This window comes from Sorangium sp. So ce1036 (genome assembly GCF_051369805.1).
Taxonomy (GTDB): domain Bacteria; phylum Myxococcota_A; class Polyangia; order Polyangiales; family Polyangiaceae; genus Sorangium; species Sorangium cellulosum_F.
The window spans coordinates 6,253,906-6,271,450 of the sequence record NZ_JBBMOX010000001.1; the positions used below are offsets into that span (position 1 = coordinate 6,253,906).

The following is a 17,545-nucleotide window of genomic DNA, read 5'->3' on the forward strand; positions in this document are numbered from 1 at the left end:
TGCAAGCGTCCCCACGAAAGCGATAGGACATTGCTCGGCCGAGCATCGCGCCCCCCGAGCGCCATCTCGTCCGCCCTCGGTGCACAGGGCATCGCCCCGGGCTTTCCTCACGGCGGTGCGATTCGTCGATGTCGATGACGACGTCGGGTGGTTCGGACCGCAAGCGCCCTCGCGACCTGCTTTCAGGTGGTGCAACCCCGGTCGCGCCCTGCTTTCAGGTGGTGCAACCCCGGTCGCGACCTGCTTTCAGGTGCTGCAATCCCGGTCGCGACCTGCTTTCAGGTGCTGCAACCCCGGTCACGCCCCGCTTTCAGGTGGTGCAACCCCGGTCGCCACCCGCTTTCAGGTGCTGCAACCCCGGTCGCGGCCTGCTCGCAGCACCTGCGAGCCTACCGGCGACCTGCTCGCCGCTGCTGCGAGGAATCGCGGCGCTTCACGCCGGCTTGTCGCCCGAGCCCGAGGAGGCCGAGTCGGCCTCCTCGGCCTCGGCTTCCTCCTCTTCCGGCTCGGTCGCGGCGCTGGCCGTCGACGCCGGCGGGGGATACCGCTTGAGCAGCTCAAGGAACGGCCGGTGCAGCGCCTCGACCTGCTCGCGCTTCTTCCCCGCGGGCAGGTGCTCGAGGAGCCAGACCATCTCGTCGTGGATGCTGTTGAAGGCCGTCACACAGGCCCCCATGGCCTGGCGCAGGCGTATCGACCGCGCGCCCGGCCGGCCCTCCGCCGCGCCGCGACCCATCCCCTTCGCCAGCGCCTCGGTCGCCGCCTCGATCCGCTTGATGTGAGGGAGCGCGCCGATCTTCTTGAGATCGGCCTCCATCCGCTTGTTCTTGGCCGCTTCAAGCTGCGAGCGCCCAAAATCGACCTCGGCGCCGTACGTCAGGGTGGTCTGCGCGGTGCCGCCGCCCTTCAGCATGGCGCGCCGGACCCGCGTCGCGGCCGCGCGCACCGGCGCGTCCTCGTGCTCCTCGGCCGCGGCCACCGTGTAATCGAACGCCCGCTGCGCCGAATCCCACGCCGCGTCGAGCGAGCGGAGCACGTCGTCCGACGCGACCGCCATCACCTCGGCGAGCCGCGCGATGCTCCACCGCGCGCGCAGCTTCCACACCACCGGCCGCGGCGCCTCCAGGACCAGCGGCGCCACCTGATCCGGCGCGTCGTACTTGTCGATCGAGATCTCCTTCCACGCCCCCTCCTCGAGATCCCCGAGGAACGCATGGAACCCCCGGTCGGGGACGTGGCTGTATCCATAAGCCGCCATGTCTCTGCGCTCTCCTTTCCCCCTCCCCCGCAAGCGCCATTCTACGTTGAGCTCGGCCGGCGGGCGCAAGAGGGTCGCCCGCCCTCACGCGGACGCCGCGCGCCCGAGCTCCTTCAGCCCGCGGTAGAGCGGCCCCCGGAGCGCCTCGGCGCGCGCCATCACGGGCCGCCGTCCCCCTCCAGCGCGCGGGCGATCGCCTCCTGCTCGTCGAGGACCTCCTCGAGCTGCGCCTCGGTCGTCAGCGGGTTGGCCAGCACGGCGCGCAGCGAGACGACGGGCGCGCCCCCGCCGTGCCCGGTGTGCGCGAGCGTCGTGCGCGACACGAAGCTCCTGCCCGCGCGCGACTGCGCCTCCTGCAGTCGCAGGTTCGCCGCGTCGACGGCCTCGATGTCCGCCGGGGACCACCGCTCCCGTGCGCCGCGGAGCGCGGGCGGCAGGTAACGGTAGTTGACGATGTTGGCGTCCGGCTCGCAGAGCAGCTCGAACGCGGGGCGCCGCCGGATCGCCGCGGCCAGCGCCCCCGCCCGCGCCACGCCCGCGTCGATGAGCGCCTCGTACGCGTCGCCGCCGATGAGGTGCAGCCCCGCGTGCAGGAGCAGCGCCATCGCGGGCCGGGACCCCTCGAGCGAGCGCCGCCCGAGATCCGGCGAGCCCCGCCGGATGATGTACGGCGCCTGCTTCTCGATCGCGCGCGCCGCGTCGGGCGCCCGCATCACCACCGCGCCGATGCCCATCGGCAGGTAGAGCTGCTTGTGCCCGTCGATCGTCACCGTGTCGGCCCGCTCGATCCCGGCGAGCTTGCCCCGGTGCCGCCGCGAGAACAGGAGCGGCCCACCCCACGCCGCGTCCACGTGGAAATGCACCCCGGCCTCGCCCGCGAGCGCGGCGAGCTCGTCCAGGGGATCGATCGACCCCGTGTCCGTCGCGCCGGCCACGCCCACCACCGCGAGCACCAGATCGCCACGCGCCCGGTGCTCCTCGAGCGCCCGCCGGAGCCGCTCGACCCGCACCCGGCCGCCGCGGTCGACCTCGACGCGGCCGAGGCCCGCGGTCCCCAGGCCGAGCACGTCCGCCGCCTTCTCCATCGAGTAGTGCATCAGCGCCGAGCCGAGGATCACGGCGCGGCGATGGCCGCGATCCGCGAGCGCCGCCGCGAGCCCCTCGCGCTCCACGCCGCCGAGCTCGCCCCGCGGCCCGAGCGCCGCGTTGCGCGCGATCCACAGCGCCGTGATGTTCGCCGCCGTCCCGCCGCCCGTGAGGATGCCCAGCGTGCGCTCGCGCGCCTGCGCGTGCTCCCGGTAGAACGCATCCGCCCGGCCGTAGACCAGGCGGTGCAGCGTCGCCAGCGCCTCGCGCTCCAGCGGCGTCACGGACTTCGCCGTCTCCACCTTCACCGGGTTCTGGTTGAGCCCGGCGATGAGCCGGCTGAGCGGCCGCACGAAGTACGGCAGCGCGGTCGTCATGTGGCCGATGAACCGGGGCGAGGCCGTGTTGATGGAGTGCTCGACGATCGGCTCGATCACGCGCGCGAGGTAGTCCGCGGGCAGCGCCGGCGCCGCGGGCGCCCCGGCGCCCGGGAGGAGGTCGCCGAGCGCCTCGAACGGGACGTCGCTCGTCACCCGCTCCGAGCCCAGAAAGCGCTGGAGGAGCAGGGTGACGCGCGCGTCGAGCAAGCGCTCCTCGTCGCTCGCGAGCGTCGGGGCGAACATCTGCGCGAGCGGCGCGGCGGCGCGCCCGGTCTCGGGGGGGCTCATGATGGCCAAGGACATAGCTCTCCTCACGCCGCGCGCACGAGGTGGATGCCCGATCGGGCGACGGCCTGCCGGACGTGCGCCACCACCTCTTGCCCCGGTGGCAGGCCGAGGAGGACGGTGGTTCCCCCCGCGCACGCGAGGGCCCTGCGCAGGTGCGCGGCGCGCGCGTGGGGGCCCGCGCCGTGGGCGTCAGGCCGAAGGGGAGCCCCCCGCGCGCGAGCCCGTCGAGCAGCGTTCCGGGCAGCGCCTGCGTGCTCACCGCGGCGGTCGTGCGGGCAAGCTCCGTGGCCGCCTCGGGCCGGTCCGACAGGGGCCCCGGGGAGGGACGACCTTCGCCCGCGGGTGGATGCGAGCGATGATGAGGTGAGCTTCGCCACGGTGTGCGGGGACATGTACACCGGGTTGGCCGTGATGAGGAGCAACGATGGGATGCGGTGGCCTTGGCCGCATGGCGACGTGAGGTTTTGAGAGGGGCGCCGAGGCCCGGCGCGCGTCAAGACGTGGACGGGGGGATGAAGACGATGACGAGACGTCGTGAACGCGCACGCGCACGCGCACGCGCACGAGGACGCGGAGGCCAGACGGAAGACGGGAGACGGGAGACGGGAGACGGAAGACGGGAGACGGGAGACGGGAGACGGGAGACGGGAGACGGGAGACGGAAGACGGGAGACGGGAGACGGGAGACGGCGGAGGAGCGAATCACTCCCCGGCTGGCCGCGCGGGAACGCCGTAGAAATAGTACCCCTCTCCCCCCAGCGGAGCCCGATACGTCCCGTACTCCCACCGGAATCGCCCCCCGAGCGGAGAGACCATCTCCCTCAGCTCCTCCTCGGAATAGACGCGCAACGTGCTCACCAGCCCGTCCCACGCGCTCGCCGCGATCGCGAGCGGGGTCCCCCACGTGAGCCACGCCTTCGCGAGGCGCGATCTCCGCGTGAGGAGAGGGTTCGCGAGCAGCGCCGCGACGCCGACCGGCACCATCGGCAAGAACCCCATCGGGTCCCGCTCGAACCCCTCCGACACGAAGATGCCCGCCGAGCCGCGCGCCGCGTCCGCCAGGATGGCGCGCGCGTGCTCCGGGGAAAAATGATGGAACGCGTTGATCATCACGCGCGCGCGCCCCTCGGCGAGCGCCGGTGGGATCCGCGTCGCGTCCACCGGGGACCGCTCGAAGGCGACGAACGACGGGCTCCGCGCGGCGAGCTCCTCCCACACCTCCGGCTGCGGCATCAGATCCGTCAGCACGAACCGCGGCGGCGTCGCGCCCGCGCGCAGGAGCTCGTCGATGAGCACCTCCGACGGCCCCGCCGCGCCCGCCCCGAGCTCGAGGACCTCCTTCGCCCCCGAGGCGCCCAGGAAGGCCCGGAACGGCGCGATCAGGCCGCGCAACATCCCCCCCCACCGGAGGGTCCGGCTCAGCGACTCGATGATCAGCTCGCGCAGTGGACCGGGAGACCACGGCGAATCGTTCCACTCGAAGAGCTCCATCCTCGGGAGAGCGCGGCGCATCGGTTTACCGTCGACCGACCCCTCCGACGACGCCATCCTGAACGCATGAACTTCCTGCTTCATCGCCACCTCGCCGCGCGCGATCTCGGCTCCGCCGAAGCCGGCGCGGGGGCGATGCTCCCCGACCTCTGGCGCATGGCCGATCGCCGCGTGAGGCCCTCGCGGGCCGTCGAGCCCCCCTCCTCCCCGGAGCGCGGCCTCGCCGAGGTGCTCGCGGGCATCGATCACCACGTCGCCCTCGATCGCTGGTTCCACGCCGCGCCCGTCTTCCTCGACGGAGAGCGCCGCCTCGCCGAGGCGCTGCGCACCGCCGCCCCCGGCGCGCCGCGCCTCGGGCTCTTCGCCCACGTGCTCTGGGAGATGTGCCTCGACGGCGCGCTCCTGCGCAGGACCGGGCTCGCGCCCGTGCTCGACGACGTCCGCGCCGGGCTCGCGGCCATCGACGGCGCGCCGGGCGACGCCGCGGCCTCCCTCCACCACTTCCAGCGACGAGCCTCCTCCCCCGCGGGCGCGCCCCCGGAGCGCGCCGCCTTCGAGGCGCGCCTCCGGCGCATCTGCGACGAGCTGGCCCGCGGGCCGTGGATCGCCGGCTACCAGGACGGCGCCGGGCTCACGCTGCGCCTCGCGGGCGTGCGCGCGCGGTTCGGCCTCCCCCCGTTCACGCCCGAGCAGCACGAGCGGCTCGCCGCGCTGCTCGACCGCCTCGCCGCCCCCACGGACCAGGCGCTCGACGACCTCCTCCGCGCCGCGCCGCGCCGCGCCCCCTCGAGCAGCCGAAGCGAGTGAGCGCCGCGCTCACTCGTGCACGATCACCGTCGTCCCCTCGCCCATCTCCTCGCCCGTGTTGATGGCGTGCCACCCGGGCGGCACGCTGGGCTCGGTCCACAGGAACAGCCGGTGGGCGTCGATCGGCGACAGGTTGATGCAGCCGTGGCTGCGCGGCATGCCGAAGACGTCGTGCCAGTACGCGGCGTGGATCGCGTAACCCGCCTCGAAGTACTGGATGTACGGCACGTCCTTGAGGGCGTAGGTCCCCTCGCCGCGACGCCGGGTGACGCCGTACTCCCCGTCGCCCTTGCGGGGCTTCTTCGGATCCTGCGCGCCCTTCCCCGCGTCGCCGCCCGACCTCTTCGCGGAGCGCTGCTTCGCGGAGCCGCCCTTGTCCGGCTTCGCGCCGCGCGAGGGCTTATCGGCCGTCGTGTTCGCGCGGCCGCCGACGCTCGACGACTCGTTCGAGTCCATCGTCGCCGTGATGTGCTTGTTGCGGATGCGAAAGACGCCCCGCACCGTCGCCGTCGTGGTCCTGGGGTCCGCGACCCCCGCCTGGCCGGTCGAGACCAGCGTCGCATAGACGGGGCGCTTGCCCTCCCACATGACGAGCGTCTGGTGCGAGATCGACACCTCGATCCACTTCTCGCCCTTCTCGGCGACCTCGGGCCACGCGGACGGGGCGACGACGAGCCCCACGTCCGTCTGGCTGACATACCGCTGGTCCCGGGTGCGATAGTACTTTACCCCCTCGACCCGGCGCATCCGGCCCGTCAGCGGGAGGACCTCGCGGTGCGCGAGCTCCTTGCCCGGCACGACCTTGTCCCCCTGGAGCTGGACGTCGCGCGCGCTCCGCGACCGGACGAAGGCGAGCGGCAGCGTGAGATCCCTCGTGAGATCGACGCCGTGCCACGGAGAGCCGGTGTCGGGCTTGACCTTGGTGGTCGGCGCGAGCCGGAGATCGGTCGTGATCGCGAACCGCCGGTTCAACGACTCCGGCCCGGTCGGGAACGATCCGATGAACGAGAGGCCGGTGAAGCGCCGCGCGCGATCGGCGAAGACCGCGTAGTCCGGCACCTTGAAGTCGCTGATGTTGCGGATGTGGCGCTTGCCGCCCTCAAGCCAGAACGGGATCGGATCGTCCTCCCCCTCCGCGCCGAACAGCGCGCCCTCGCCGAGCTCCAGCGAGTTCTTCCCGAGGCCGAGCTCGCCGATCCGCTTGCCCGGCAGCGGCACGCCGCGCTCGTCGATCGGGACGTCGTTCGCGCCGAGGATGACCCGCTGCACGGTCGCCCTGTTCTCCTCGAACCACTTCAGGTGCTCTGCGAGCTTGAACTCCGACTTGAGCTGCTCCGCCTCCGTGGGGACGCGCAGGTAGAGCGGCAGCACGGAGCGGACGAAGCCGTACCGGTAAGGGAGCGCGGTCCGCAGGTTCGGCCCCGGGCCGGCCGCCTTGAGGATGGGGTCGTCGAGATCGAGCGTCGCGTCCTCGCCGACGCACAGGTACCCGCGGGGCTCGATCGCGTACCAGCCGCCCGGGCAACCCGCGGTGCCCGCGGGCTCCGCGGCGCGGGGCACCCTGGACCCGACGCGCAGGTAGCCGAGCTTCTTCGACGTGTCGCGCGGCTCCTTGTAAACGGTCGCCACGAACCCGGTGATGCCGAGCAGCGGCTTGTCGCTCGGCGGCCACGCGGGCGGCGCGGCCGCCGGCGGCTCCCCGGCGGCCGGCGGGGCCTCCGCCGCGGAGGCGCCCGCGTCGCCCTCGCCGGCCACGGCCCCGGCGTCCGGAGCGGTGTCCGCGGGCTTGCGGCACGCCGCGGTCGAGAGCGCGCCGAGGCACAGGATCAGGCAGGGGACGCGCGCCGAGCGCAGCGCACCCCGGAGAGGCTCCCCGGAAGACAGCAGGCCGCCCATGGGGGGCGTACTTGCCAAAATCGGCGCGCGACGAGAAGCCAAAATCGGCGCGCGGCGCCCGCGCGCGCCCTCCCTGCGCGGCGCCCCTCCCCCTCGTGTCATCGGCGTCACGGATCCCCGGCGCCACGGAGCCCGCTGGAGCACACCGCTGCCCCCGCGGGATCCGCGCGCCCCACGCCGCCGCAGGTGCCGCGCCCTCACGCCACGGCGCCGCGCTGTCGAACCGGCCATGGGCCCTGTGCCGGGACGCGCGGCCATGTGCCCTGTGCCGGGACGTGCGGCCCCGCGATGCGTCGCGTCGAGACCGCACATCGTGCCATGGCATTTCTCGTCGCGCTGAGGCGCATCGCGGGACGGCGGGCGAGGCGGCGTCGCGCGTCGGACGGCGGCGGGAATCCGGCGTTGACGTAGACTCTTAGCGTCACTGCGTGTCTCGAGAAATATCGGACGGGCCCCTGAAATTACGCTGGATTCTGCTGCGCTGTCGCCTGTAGGCTCGCGCGCGTGCAAGCCCCGTCTGACGTCGCAGCGGCCGCCCAGAGGCCCGCTCGCAAGCCCACCCGGTTCACAGCACTGTCGGTTTCCCTGAGCCTGTGCGGAAGGCTCCTGCTCGGGCTCTCGGCCGCGACGGCCGCGGCGGCCGCGACGCTGGCGATGACGCCCGTCGCGCACGCCGCCCCCGAGGCGTCGAAGTCGATCGCGGTCCACATCGAGGGGCCCAACGCGGGCGCGATCCGCGAGGACATCCTCTCGTTCATGCCCGAGACGCTGGAGGTCGTGAGCCCGGAGGAGTTCAGGAAGGCGCTGCGCGGCGCCGGCCAGAAGAAGCCGGTCGGGAACGCGCTGGTGATGAAGAACCAGCGGAAGAAGGTCGTCGAGCGCATCCGCAAGGCGGCCAAGGCGGCGAACGTGGAGGGGGTGATCTTCGGCGTCTCGCGGACGAACAAGAGGAAGAAGAAAGAGGTCCACATCGTCTATGTCGACACGAACAGCGACGACCTCGCGGTCAACGAGGCGGTGCCGCTGACCGGCTCGCGCGACGAGCGCAAGCAGGCGCTCGACGCGCTGCTCGGCCCGACGCTGGCGCAGGTCGCGCCGCCTCCCCCCGAGCCGGACGAGGAGATGTCCAAGGAGGGCGGCGAGGGCGACGGCGAGGACGGCGAGGGAGAGGAGGAGTCGGACGACGGAGACAAGGAGTCCGACGACGGCGACGAGGGCAAGGAGCGCGAGCCGCACGCGATCGGCTCGTCCCTGTTCTCGGTCGAGCTGGGCGTCGAGTTCGTCGGCCGCTGGTTCAGCTACTCCGACCCGGTCACCACGAACCTCCGGCCCTACGACGTCTTCGGTCAACCGGCGCTGTCGATCTCCGGCGAGGTGTACCCGCTCGCGTCCACGGACATCCCGGTGCTCAAGGGGCTCGGGATCACCGCCGGCTACGCGCGGGCGCTCGGCCTCAACTCGGCGGTGGACGGCGGCGATCCGATCAGCACCACCTACCAGCGCATCAACCTGGGGCTCCGGGAGCGGCTCGCGCTCGGCGAGTCGTCCGTGCTCGGGATCAACGCCGGGCTCCGGTTCCTGACCTTCGACATGGACGCGGAGGGCGATCTCGCCCGGACCGTGCCGAACGTCTCCTACACGCTGCTGCGCCTCGGGCTGGACACCCGCGTGCCCGTCGGCCCGGTCGGGCTGGCGCTGGGCGCCGACTACCTCATGCCGCTGTCGTCGGGCGAGGTGTACGAGCGGTTCGAGGGGGCGAGCGTGCAGGGCATCGGCGCGATGGCCGGGATCGCGATCCCCGTCGCGAGCGCCTTCGAGGCGCGGTTGCTCGTCGAGTACGCCAGGTTCTTCTCGTCGTTCGATCCCCCGCTCGGCGCCGCCTACGTCGCCGGGGGTGCGACCGACCAGTACCTTGGAGTGCGGCTCGCCGGAGCCTATATTCACTGAAGAGAGGTTGTTCCTTATGGCCCTGATCGCTTTCTTTTCCAGGCACTCTGCGGCAGCCACGCTCGTCCTCGCGAGCGGCGCCGCGCTGCTCATGAGCTGCGCGGGGACGCTCGACGATCTCGAAGATCACATCGAGGCGCAGACCGGCGGCACGGGCGCCACGACGGGCGCGACCACGGGCGCCACGACGGGCGCGACCACCGGGGTCGGCGGGGGCACGGGCGACCCGGCCACCACCGGCACGGGCCCCGGCGGCACGGGCGGAGGCGACGCGGCCACCACCGGCGTGGGGGGCGGCGACCCCGCGACCACCTCCACCGGGACCGGCGCCCCGGCCGGCTGCGACGGCGCGCCGTCGTCGATCGTGCAATCGTGCGGCTTCAACGGCTGCCACGGGAACAGCGCCCCTCAGGCCAACCTCGACCTGTCGGCAGGGTGGGAGACCCGGATCATCAACCAGCCGGGATCGGCGTCGTGCAGCGGAGGCACGCTGGTCGTGCCGGGGGATCCGGACGCCAGCCTCCTTTACTTGAAGCTCTTGCCGGAGAAGCCGTGCGGCAGCCAGATGCCGATCGGCCAGCCGTGGACCCCGGAGCAGGTCGCGTGCGTGCGCGACTGGATCGCGGCGCTCCCCTGAGAGGATGAAGGAGCGGCACGCCGCGGGCGGCGGCGCGGGTGGGACCTAGCCCACCCCGCTGGCGCCCCCGCGGCCAGACGCTACGCTCGCCGCGATGCGGAGCCGGCGCTCGTTCTGGATCGCCGCGGCAGCCGTCGCCTACACGGCCTTCGCCGCGCTCCGGGCGTCCGGCGGCCACGGGACCGCGTGGCTCGCCCTGCTCGGGCTGCCGCCGCTGCTCGCGCTCGGCCTCCGGTGGATCGAGCGGCCGCCGCGCGGGGAGGACCGCATCGACCCGGCCGCCCGCAGCGCGGCCGCGGTCTGCCTCACGGGCGCCGCGATGCTCGCGGCGTCGCGGAGCGGCCCCGGCGGGCTCGCGCTGATCGCGCTCGGCAACCTCGGCGCGGCGGCGGCGGCGATGGCCGCGCTGGTCGCGCTCGCGCGCGTCGCGGGCCTCGGCGGGCTGCTCGAGGCGCCGCCCAGCACGCGGCGCCTCGACGCGGCCGCGTTCGCGTCGCTGTTCTGGACCGTGGCGGTCGCCTTGCCCGCGGTCTCCGCGGTGGCGCCCGAGCGGGCGGCGGAGCTCGATCCGGTCCTCATCGACTACGCGACCTCCGCGGCGTCGCTCGGCTCGCTCACGGTGACGCTCGTGGCGCTCGCGCACGTCCGCATCGCGCGGCGGCTGGAGCTCGGCGTCGCCGATCGCGTCGAGGCGGCGCTCCTGTTCACGGCGACCGCGCTCGCGGTCGGCCTCTCGTCGGCCTTCGTCGGCGTCGCGCGCCCGGAGGCGATCCTGCCCGTCACGAGCGCCGTGGCGGCGGTCTGCGTCGCCTCCTGCGTCGTGGCGGCCGACGCCGCGCAGGTCTCGCGCGCGCTCCGCCTGACGCTCGCGATCGCGGCGCTCGCGACGCCGCCGGCGCTGCTCGCGGTCTACGCGGTGCACGAGGCGCCGCGGGGCGATCTCGGGCTCCGCGGCGCGCCCCAGTCCTCGATCGGCGTCGCCGTGTTCGGCGCGTGCGCGCTCTGCGCGCTCGCGGGGCTCGCTGCGCCGGCGCTCGCGCGGCGGTTCGCGCCGGAGGGGGCGCGCTGGCTCGGCGCCTTCGACGCCGCGACGCGCGCGGCCATGAACCCGGAGCCCGAGGCCGCGCTGGAGACGGCGCTCTCGGCGCTGCGCGAGGCGTCGGACGCCGGCTACTCCGGGCAGGCCCCTCCGGCGCTGTACCTGCTCGCGCCGGCCGAGCGGGTGACCGTCGATCGCGCCGGCTACACGCACACCGAGCGGGCGGAGGTGCCGGCGCGCCTCATCGAGCTCTGCCAGCTCGAGCCGGAGCGCGTGCTGCGCATCGAGGCGGCCGAGGCGGTCCAGGTCCGCCGGCCGGAGGTGCGCCCGCTGCTCGAGTGGCTCACCGAGCGCGACGTCGGCGTGGTGGCCCTGGTGAACGACGCGGAGGGGCCGATCGGGGCCCTCGCCGTCCCGCGGGGCCGGCGCACGTCGCCGATGACGCTCGAGGAGGTGAACGGCCTGCGCGCCCTGGCGGACCGGCTCGGGGCGGTCATCGCGGTGTCGGCGATGCTGTCGGGCTCGCGCGGCCGTGAGATGGCCGCGCGCCGCGAGGGCGAGCGGCTCACGCGCGAGGTCGAGCGCCTCGCGCGCGCGCTGGAGCGGGACGCGGGGCGGTCGCGCGCGATCGCCGCGCTGCTCGCGAGGCCGGCGCGGGCCGCGGCCTACAGCCCGGCCGCGCGCGCGGCGGTCGAGCAGCTCGAGCGGCTCGCCGCGGGCGGCGGCCCGGTGACGCTGCTGACGGCGCCGGGGATCGACGCGGTGGCGTGGGGCGCGGTCGTCCACCTGAGCTCCGCGCGGGCAGGAGGCCCGCTGGCGATCGTCGACGGCGCGGCGCCCGCGCTCGATCCGCCCGCGCCGCCGCGGGGCGCCTCGCCGGAGCGCGACGCGCCGGCACCGCGGTGGGGCGCCTCGCCGGAGCGCGGCGGCGCCTCGCCGGAGCGCGGCGGCGCCTCGCCGGAGCGCGACGCGCTGGCGTCGCTGCCGCCCGATGCGCGCGCGCTCGCCCTGTGGCGCGATCCGGACAGCTCGCCGATCGAGGCGGCGAAGGGGGGCACGCTGCTCGTCCTCGACGCCCAGGCGTTGCCGACCGAGGTGCAGCGCTACCTCGGCGCGGCGCTGCCGGGCGACGTGGGGCTCGTCGTGGCGGTGCCTCAGACCGTGGACACGCTGGTGGCCACCGGCCAGATGGACGAGCGGCTCGCCGATCGGCTCGGCGATCGCGCGGTCGCGCTGCCCTCGCTCGCGTCGCGCGGCGAGGATCTCCGGGCGCTCGCCCTGGATCACCTCGCGCGCATCGGCGTCCGCCTGCGCGGCCGGCCGTTCGGCCTGGATCTGCGCGCGCTGCAGACCGTGCTCGATCACCCGTGGCCCGGCAACGACGCCGAGATGGGCGCGGTCCTGCTGCGCGCGGCGCTCGTCGCCGAGGGCGACGTGATCGGCGAGAAGGAGCTCGCCGCGATCGGCTTCACCGCCGAGCCCGAGCCGTCGGGCCGGGCGCGGGCCGCGCGGCCCGCGGGGGCCATGCGGCGGCGCCGCGCGAGCAAGGCGGGCTAGCGGCGCTACGCCTCCGGCCGGCTCCGCCTCGCGGCCCTGGGCGGCACGCCCGGCCGGATCTGCGCGGGGCGCAGCATGGCCTTGTGGAAGAAGTGCTCGAACATGTGCTGGCAGCCGGGACAGGGGCTCACGGAGTCACCGGCGTCGAAGTACCTGGACGCCTCGGCCTGGATCGCGATCCCGCCCTCGGGGATCTCGCTCAGCGCCCTTCGCACCCTCGCCTCGTCCGCGGTCCCGGGCGAGAGCCCGCGCGCCCGCTCCCACGACGTGAGATAGCCGCTGAGCGCGGCGGGCGCGGAGCACCGCTGCGGGTCCACGGGGATCGGCGCCGGCTCCCCCTGCGAGAGCGCCTCGATCCAGCCGCGGTACCACGCGGTGAAGCTGTCGTGGGTCGGGACGATGCCCAGATCCGCTGCGCGCAGGTCGGCCCAGACGCTGCCGGCGCGCGGGCCGCGCACCACGAGCACGGCGAAGTAGCCGCAGCCCATGTGCGCGAGCGCGATCGTGCCGCGGACCGCGTCGTCCGCGTGGAGCGCGGCGCGCTCGCGGGCGCTCATCGCCCGGACGTCGGGGCGGTAGGCCCGCTCGTGGGGGAAGTCGCCCGTGAGGCTCTCGAGCTGCCCCGGGCCGTCGAGCGGCAGGAGCCCGAAGTACGGTCCCGCGCCGGCGCTGCCGACCCGCGTGAGGAACGCCGCGTAATCGGCGGGGATGCGGGCGCCGCACGACGCCTCGATGCGCTCCAGCTCCCGCGGGGTGAGCGGCGGGAGGAGGCGGTATCGGTGCTCGCGGGCGCCGAAGCGGTTCAGCCACGGGTCGTGATCGCGGTGGAGGTGGGAGACCGCCTCGGCGGCGCCGGAGATGAACCCCTCGACGACGGCGACGGGCGCGGGGTGGTGGAGCCCCTCGGCGCGGAGGCGCGCGAGCGACCGGGCGGCGCACGCGCTCTCCGGGTGCGCTTCGGCGAACGCGGCGAGCTCGTCGTACCGGGAGCGGTCGCCGTCGCGCGCGGCGCGGTGGTAGACGTACGTCGGGAAGGCCGCGGGGTGCTCCGGCTGCTCCGCGAGGACGGCCTCGAGGTGGCGCAGGCCCTCGTCGACGCGGCCGGCCTCGCAGAGCATGGCGCCGAGGTCGCAGCGGGCGGAGACGTCCTCGGGGTCGAGGCGGGCGGCGGCCTCGAAGGCGTCGCGGGCCGCGTCGATCTCGCCGCGCTCCCGGAGGGCGTACGCGAGGCTCACGGCCGTGGCGAACGTCGGATCGAGCTCGAACGCGCGGCGGGCGAGCTGCGCGGCCTCGTCGAGCCGGCCGAGCTTGCGGAGGAGCATCCCGGCGACCCACGCGACCCGGGGGTGGTCCGGGTGGCTCGCGCGGAGCGCGTCGAGGGCCGGCAGCGCCTTCTCGAGGGCGGCGCTGGCCTTCGCGTCGAGGCGCTCGTCGGGGTGGCGGCTGAGGAGCTTCACCAGGCGGTAGACCGCGGTGTCGACATCCATGCGCGCGACGGTCTTCGGGGTGAGCTCGGGAGCGCCCTGTCGCGGCGTGGGCTTCTGCTTGCGCCGCCCGGTCCTTGTCATGGCGGGGACCGTAGCGTGCCTCGGCGCGCCGCTGAAGGGGCGACGTGGCGTGGCGACGAAGTCGCCCGGTCGGGGAGAGGGCGGCGCTCGACACTCCGGAGGCGATCCGCTCCGGCGCTCCGGCTTGCGGCGTGACGTGCTACGCCTGGCGCGGGGACGTGATGGTGCACGAGCGCTGCGAGCGGGCGCGAGACGTTGGGGATCCATGGGTGGAGGAGCGGAGCTACGTGACGCTGCCGGAGAGCGCGCTGCCGCTCGCGCAGCGGGACGGCGCGGCGGGGGCGCTCCGGTACTTCGTGCACGGGGTGAAGACCGCCGGAAGGCTGCGCCGAGCCGCAAGCCCTCTCTGAGCATATAAGGGACTGGGAACGCAGAACCGGCCGGTCGTGCGCGCCTGGAGAGCGCAACTGGCAAAGGAATCTCAAGAGCGCGCTCCGCGAAGTCGACAGAATCCGCTCGGAGACCGGATCGAGCGACGCTATCCCGGCGTGCCCCAACTGCTCTCAGCTCATCCCGCGACTCTGGACCCTGGCCGGGCAATCGCCGCCAAACGGGCGCGTGATCGGAGGAGGAACGAATGCGAGTCGCGATTACCTGTCGCATCCGACCAGCCATCTCAGCCGACCGAACGCACACGGGGCCATGAACCTTGGCACATGGAACGTCGACAATGGCAGCTTCATGAGGCGGCGATGAATTCCAAAAAAAAACGTTTCGCCGCGGCCTCGACACCATCAGACTGCCGGCCAGCCTCGCGCTGCGGCTTGACCGCCGCGACGAGCATATCGAGTTGCGCATCGACGGCGTCCGCGTTGTGGAGCGCCCGGTCGGGCGAAGCCGCCGCGCGTCGTTCGATCGGAGCTTCCCCAGGACGCCTCTCGCCGAAATCGTCTTTGAGCACCGCCTCGCTCGGCTCCGTGCCGAAGGGTTTACCGCTGGCAGTCAACCTCTTGCCGAGGTGCACGCGGAAGAGGACATGCTCGCCGCACCTCGTTCGGTCGCCGCACAGCTCGAACGGCGGGGCGACCCGACTGGAACCTTGCTCGCGTTCCAGGTTGAACGGCTGCGTCATGATAGGGATGATGCGCGCGCCCTGGAGCGCGAGCTCCTCGATTCACTGAAGGAGATGACGTTCGGCTCGATCCCTGATTTCGATGAGCCATTCGCGTGCATCGACGGCGGCCAGGATGGCCTCCTCGGGTGGGTTTACGATGAGGATGCGGCCACCATCGACGACGCACTCCGGCCAGAGCTCGAGCGCTTCGGTCGTGATGCGCTCGGCTTCTCGCCAGATGAGCCCGGCGTCTCGCTCGGCGTCATCGGACTGCATCGGTTGCGTCGATTTCTGGCGAGCGCTGTCGGGCGCTCACTCCGATCTCTTCGCATCATGACCTTCGGCGCGCTCACTCCATTCCTCGACCTGCTCGACGCGTGGGGGTGCGCATCGCTGGTCGCATCCCTCGTCGCCCGCGGGTCCAGTCCAGCCATCGGCGCGGCGCTTCCCGGCCTCCGCGGATTGGGCGCGCCGGAGCGTGCCCTCGCAGCGCTCCTCGTTCAGCCCGCGCCGGCGCTACGGCACCTGACGGTATTTCGCGGTGACAGTGACGTGCGAGGAGCCCTCGCACCGCTCGGGCCAGAGAGGCTTCCCTCTCTCGAGCACCTCGGGCTCTGGTATCGTTCGACGCGCCCTGAAGGACTCCGTGCCCTTGCGGCGCACCCTCTCATTCAACGACTTCAATCGCTGGAAATCTGGTCGATCGATGACGCAAGAGCGTTTCCGTTCGAGGATCTCCTCGCCCTGCGCCCGTCACTCTCGCACCTCGCGCGGATTCGCCTCGGAGGGCACCTCGTGCCCTCCGGAATCCAGGCGCGATTCGCCGAGTGGCCCGCCGTGGAGTTCGTGAGCCATGATCGCCGCGAGGTCATCGCGCTCGACGTCGCCGCGCTCGGCTGGGCACGGGCGCTCCGTTGATCCCATGCTGGGTTCTCCAGGAAGAGGACACGGGCGGCGAGCGCGACGCCCGCCGCCGCTCAGTAGAACCGGTAGCCCAGGCTCACGGGCGCGGCGATCGCGAAGCCCTCCAGCCCTTTCATGAACGTCGGCCAGACGCTCAGGAGGAGCGCGCCCGACGTCCAGCTCGAGCTCGGCAGGTCGGCGAGCACGACCGACAGCTCGACGCTCCCGCCGAACGCGAGCGTCTCGACCAGCGCGCTCTCGGGGAGGCTGCCCTCGCGCGTGGTCACGTCGACCTGGGTCCGGCCGTGGTTGAGATCGACCCACTGCGAGGGGATGTCCCCCATCACGCCCGTGACCTTCGCCTCCTGCGCCACCCAGCCCCCGAACCCCGAGAGCCCCAGCCACAGGCGCCCGAAGCGCATCGACACGGACGGGCCGCCGACCAGCAGGTAGCCGCCGCCGAACCGGTAGCCGCCGAGCACACGGGCGCCGAGGTGGAGCTCCTCGGACAGCGCGAGCCCGACGAAGGCGTGACTCCCGACGAACGGCCCGATCGCCGGATCGAAGCTGGCGTGGCAGACGTCGTCGTCGCAGGGCGCGATGAGCTCGCCCTCCGGGATGACGTAGCTGTACGAGTAGGAGCTCAGGTTCCCGAAGCTGCCGGCGTCGATCAGCCCGATCAGCCCACCGCCCGCCACGCCGACGTCGACCACGAGGCTGCCCGTATGCCTCGGCGAGGCGTCCGGCGTCGCGGCCGTGGCCACCGCCGCGCCCTTCTCTGGCCCCGCCGCCGCGCCCTTCTCTGGCCCCGCCGCCGCGCCCTTTCCCGGGGCCGCGGCCTTCTTCTCCGGCTCCGCCGTCCCCTTCCCCGGCCCCGCCGCGCCCGGCGCGGGCACCTCCGCCGCCGGCGCAGGCTTCGCCGGCGCGGCCGCGGCGTCCTTGGCGAGCACGGGGACCCTCACGGCCTTCCGCTCGCCACGCTTGATCGAGACCGAGGCCTCCCACCGCTTCCTGCCAGGAGCGCTCGCGCTCACCTTGTGCGCGCCGGGATCCACGGGCCTCGCCTGCCCCCAGGCCGACCGATCGACCGGCGCCCCGTCGAGCGTCACCTCGAGCCCATCGACCGCCGCGGCGCGCGGCACGCTCAGCGTGAGCCGCGGAAGCCGCCGCTCGAGCCGCGCTCCCCTCGCCTTCGCGTCGGCCTCGAGCCGCTTGTTGCCCTCCTTGCGCGCCGCGGCCCCGAGGTCGATGTACTCGGACCACGCCGTCGCGAGCTTCCCCTGCTTCTCGTGGCAGCTCGCGAGCGCGAGCAGCGTGGACGAGCGCGGGCTCAGCGCGTAGCTCTCCTCGAGCCTGGGGCAGGCCTCCGCGAGCTTGCCCTTCGTCATGAGCTTCTTGCCCTCGTCGAGCAGCGCCTCCGCGTCCGCCTGGGCGAAGGCGGGCCGCGGGCCCCCGAGGAGCCCGAGCGACAGCGCGATCGCGAGCGCGCACGCCCACGGGCGCCCGCGCCCCCCGCCCGTCGACCACGAGCCGACGGAGGGACGCCGGATGCGCCGGGGGATGGCGGACGCGTCGCCGGCGCGCTTCGCGTCCTTGCGGTTCAAGCGGTCTGTCGCTCCGGGGCGACGCTCGTC

General features: G+C 73.9%; 14 protein-coding genes. 7 read left to right on the forward strand and 7 right to left on the reverse strand.

Annotated elements, in window-relative coordinates; all coding sequences use genetic code 11:
* Positions 1-433 precede the first annotated feature (433 nt).
* From WMF31_RS23565 to WMF31_RS23575, 3 genes are all read right to left on the reverse strand, one after another.
* Positions 434-1,258, reverse strand: a complete 825-nt coding sequence (locus tag WMF31_RS23565; RefSeq protein ID WP_436604096.1) for a hypothetical protein — start codon at positions 1,256-1,258, stop codon at positions 434-436.
* Between the two features lie 158 nt (positions 1,259-1,416).
* Positions 1,417-3,012: a pyridoxal-dependent decarboxylase gene (locus WMF31_RS23570; RefSeq protein ID WP_436604097.1), complete on the reverse strand. Its 1,596-nt coding sequence runs from the start codon at positions 3,010-3,012 to the stop codon at positions 1,417-1,419.
* A 702-nt stretch (positions 3,013-3,714) separates the two neighbouring features.
* Positions 3,715-4,587 (reverse strand): class I SAM-dependent methyltransferase, encoded by an 873-nt coding sequence (locus tag WMF31_RS23575; RefSeq protein ID WP_436604098.1) that lies wholly within the window; start codon positions 4,585-4,587, stop codon positions 3,715-3,717.
* On the opposite strand from WMF31_RS23575, the gene WMF31_RS23580 reads away from it, so the two are divergent.
* Complete coding sequence (locus WMF31_RS23580) at positions 4,570-5,310, forward strand: hypothetical protein (protein WP_436604099.1); 741 nt, start codon at positions 4,570-4,572, stop codon at positions 5,308-5,310. The genes WMF31_RS23575 and WMF31_RS23580 overlap by 18 nt on opposite strands.
* Positions 5,311-5,319: 9 nt before the next feature.
* On the opposite strand, the gene WMF31_RS23585 is transcribed toward WMF31_RS23580, so the two are convergent.
* Positions 5,320-7,206 (reverse strand): L,D-transpeptidase, encoded by a 1,887-nt coding sequence (locus tag WMF31_RS23585; protein ID WP_436604100.1) that lies wholly within the window; start codon positions 7,204-7,206, stop codon positions 5,320-5,322.
* Between the two features lie 504 nt (positions 7,207-7,710).
* On the opposite strand from WMF31_RS23585, the gene WMF31_RS23590 reads away from it, so the two are divergent.
* The 3 genes from WMF31_RS23590 to WMF31_RS23600 all read left to right on the forward strand — a co-directional run bounded on the left by WMF31_RS23590 (position 7,711) and on the right by WMF31_RS23600 (position 12,386).
* A complete protein-coding gene (locus WMF31_RS23590) occupies positions 7,711-9,153 on the forward strand; it encodes a hypothetical protein (RefSeq protein WP_436604101.1) in 1,443 nt (480 codons plus the stop codon).
* Between the two features lie 16 nt (positions 9,154-9,169).
* On the forward strand, positions 9,170-9,790 hold the full coding sequence (locus WMF31_RS23595; RefSeq protein WP_436604102.1) for a hypothetical protein: 621 nt from the start codon (positions 9,170-9,172) through the stop codon (positions 9,788-9,790).
* Between the two features lie 94 nt (positions 9,791-9,884).
* On the forward strand, positions 9,885-12,386 hold the full coding sequence (locus WMF31_RS23600; RefSeq protein ID WP_436604103.1) for a hypothetical protein: 2,502 nt from the start codon (positions 9,885-9,887) through the stop codon (positions 12,384-12,386).
* A 5-nt stretch (positions 12,387-12,391) separates the two neighbouring features.
* Here the strand turns inward: WMF31_RS23600 and WMF31_RS23605 are convergent, their stop codons facing one another.
* The gene (locus WMF31_RS23605) at positions 12,392-13,954 is read right to left on the reverse strand and encodes a tetratricopeptide repeat protein (RefSeq protein WP_436604104.1); all 1,563 of its coding nucleotides are present in this window, start codon (positions 13,952-13,954) and stop codon (positions 12,392-12,394) included.
* Positions 13,955-14,085: 131 nt separating this feature from the next.
* On the opposite strand from WMF31_RS23605, the gene WMF31_RS23610 reads away from it, so the two are divergent.
* Together WMF31_RS23610 and WMF31_RS23615 are read left to right on the forward strand one after the other, a co-directional pair.
* A complete protein-coding gene (locus WMF31_RS23610) occupies positions 14,086-14,304 on the forward strand; it encodes a hypothetical protein (RefSeq protein ID WP_436604105.1) in 219 nt (72 codons plus the stop codon).
* 4 nt (positions 14,305-14,308) lie between these two features.
* A complete protein-coding gene (locus WMF31_RS23615) occupies positions 14,309-14,650 on the forward strand; it encodes a hypothetical protein (protein WP_436606588.1) in 342 nt (113 codons plus the stop codon).
* Here WMF31_RS23615 and WMF31_RS23620 read toward each other — a convergent pair.
* Entirely contained in the window at positions 14,634-14,918 is a 285-nt protein-coding gene (locus tag WMF31_RS23620; protein ID WP_436604106.1) for a hypothetical protein, read from the reverse strand. The genes WMF31_RS23615 and WMF31_RS23620 overlap by 17 nt on opposite strands.
* 12 nt (positions 14,919-14,930) lie before the next feature.
* Between WMF31_RS23620 and WMF31_RS23625 the strand changes: the two genes are divergently transcribed.
* Positions 14,931-15,926: a hypothetical protein gene (locus WMF31_RS23625; protein WP_436604107.1), complete on the forward strand. Its 996-nt coding sequence runs from the start codon at positions 14,931-14,933 to the stop codon at positions 15,924-15,926.
* A 59-nt stretch (positions 15,927-15,985) separates the two neighbouring features.
* Here WMF31_RS23625 and WMF31_RS23630 read toward each other — a convergent pair whose 3' ends face one another.
* Positions 15,986-17,515 carry a hypothetical protein gene (locus WMF31_RS23630; protein WP_436604108.1) on the reverse strand — a complete coding sequence of 510 codons (1,530 nt, stop codon included), beginning with the start codon at positions 17,513-17,515 and terminating at the stop codon, positions 15,986-15,988.
* Positions 17,516-17,545 lie beyond the last annotated feature (30 nt).

Bases quoted from the DNA above. Each gene is read 5' to 3' on its own strand.
- WMF31_RS23570 (WP_436604097.1), bottom strand. From the start codon at position 3,012: ATGAGCCCCCCCGAGACCGGGCGCGCCGCCGCGCCGCTCGCGCAGATG.
- WMF31_RS23595 (WP_436604102.1), top strand. From the start codon at position 9,170: ATGGCCCTGATCGCTTTCTTTTCCAGGCACTCTGCGGCAGCCACGCTC.
- WMF31_RS23575 (WP_436604098.1), bottom strand. From the start codon at position 4,587: ATGAAGCAGGAAGTTCATGCGTTCAGGATGGCGTCGTCGGAGGGGTCG.
- WMF31_RS23600 (WP_436604103.1), top strand. From the start codon at position 9,885: ATGCGGAGCCGGCGCTCGTTCTGGATCGCCGCGGCAGCCGTCGCCTAC.
- WMF31_RS23605 (WP_436604104.1), bottom strand. From the start codon at position 13,954: ATGACAAGGACCGGGCGGCGCAAGCAGAAGCCCACGCCGCGACAGGGC.
- WMF31_RS23585 (WP_436604100.1), bottom strand. From the start codon at position 7,206: ATGGGCGGCCTGCTGTCTTCCGGGGAGCCTCTCCGGGGTGCGCTGCGC.
- WMF31_RS23625 (WP_436604107.1), top strand. From the start codon at position 14,931: ATGCTCGCCGCACCTCGTTCGGTCGCCGCACAGCTCGAACGGCGGGGC.
- WMF31_RS23580 (WP_436604099.1), top strand. From the start codon at position 4,570: ATGAACTTCCTGCTTCATCGCCACCTCGCCGCGCGCGATCTCGGCTCC.
- WMF31_RS23565 (WP_436604096.1), bottom strand. From the start codon at position 1,258: ATGGCGGCTTATGGATACAGCCACGTCCCCGACCGGGGGTTCCATGCG.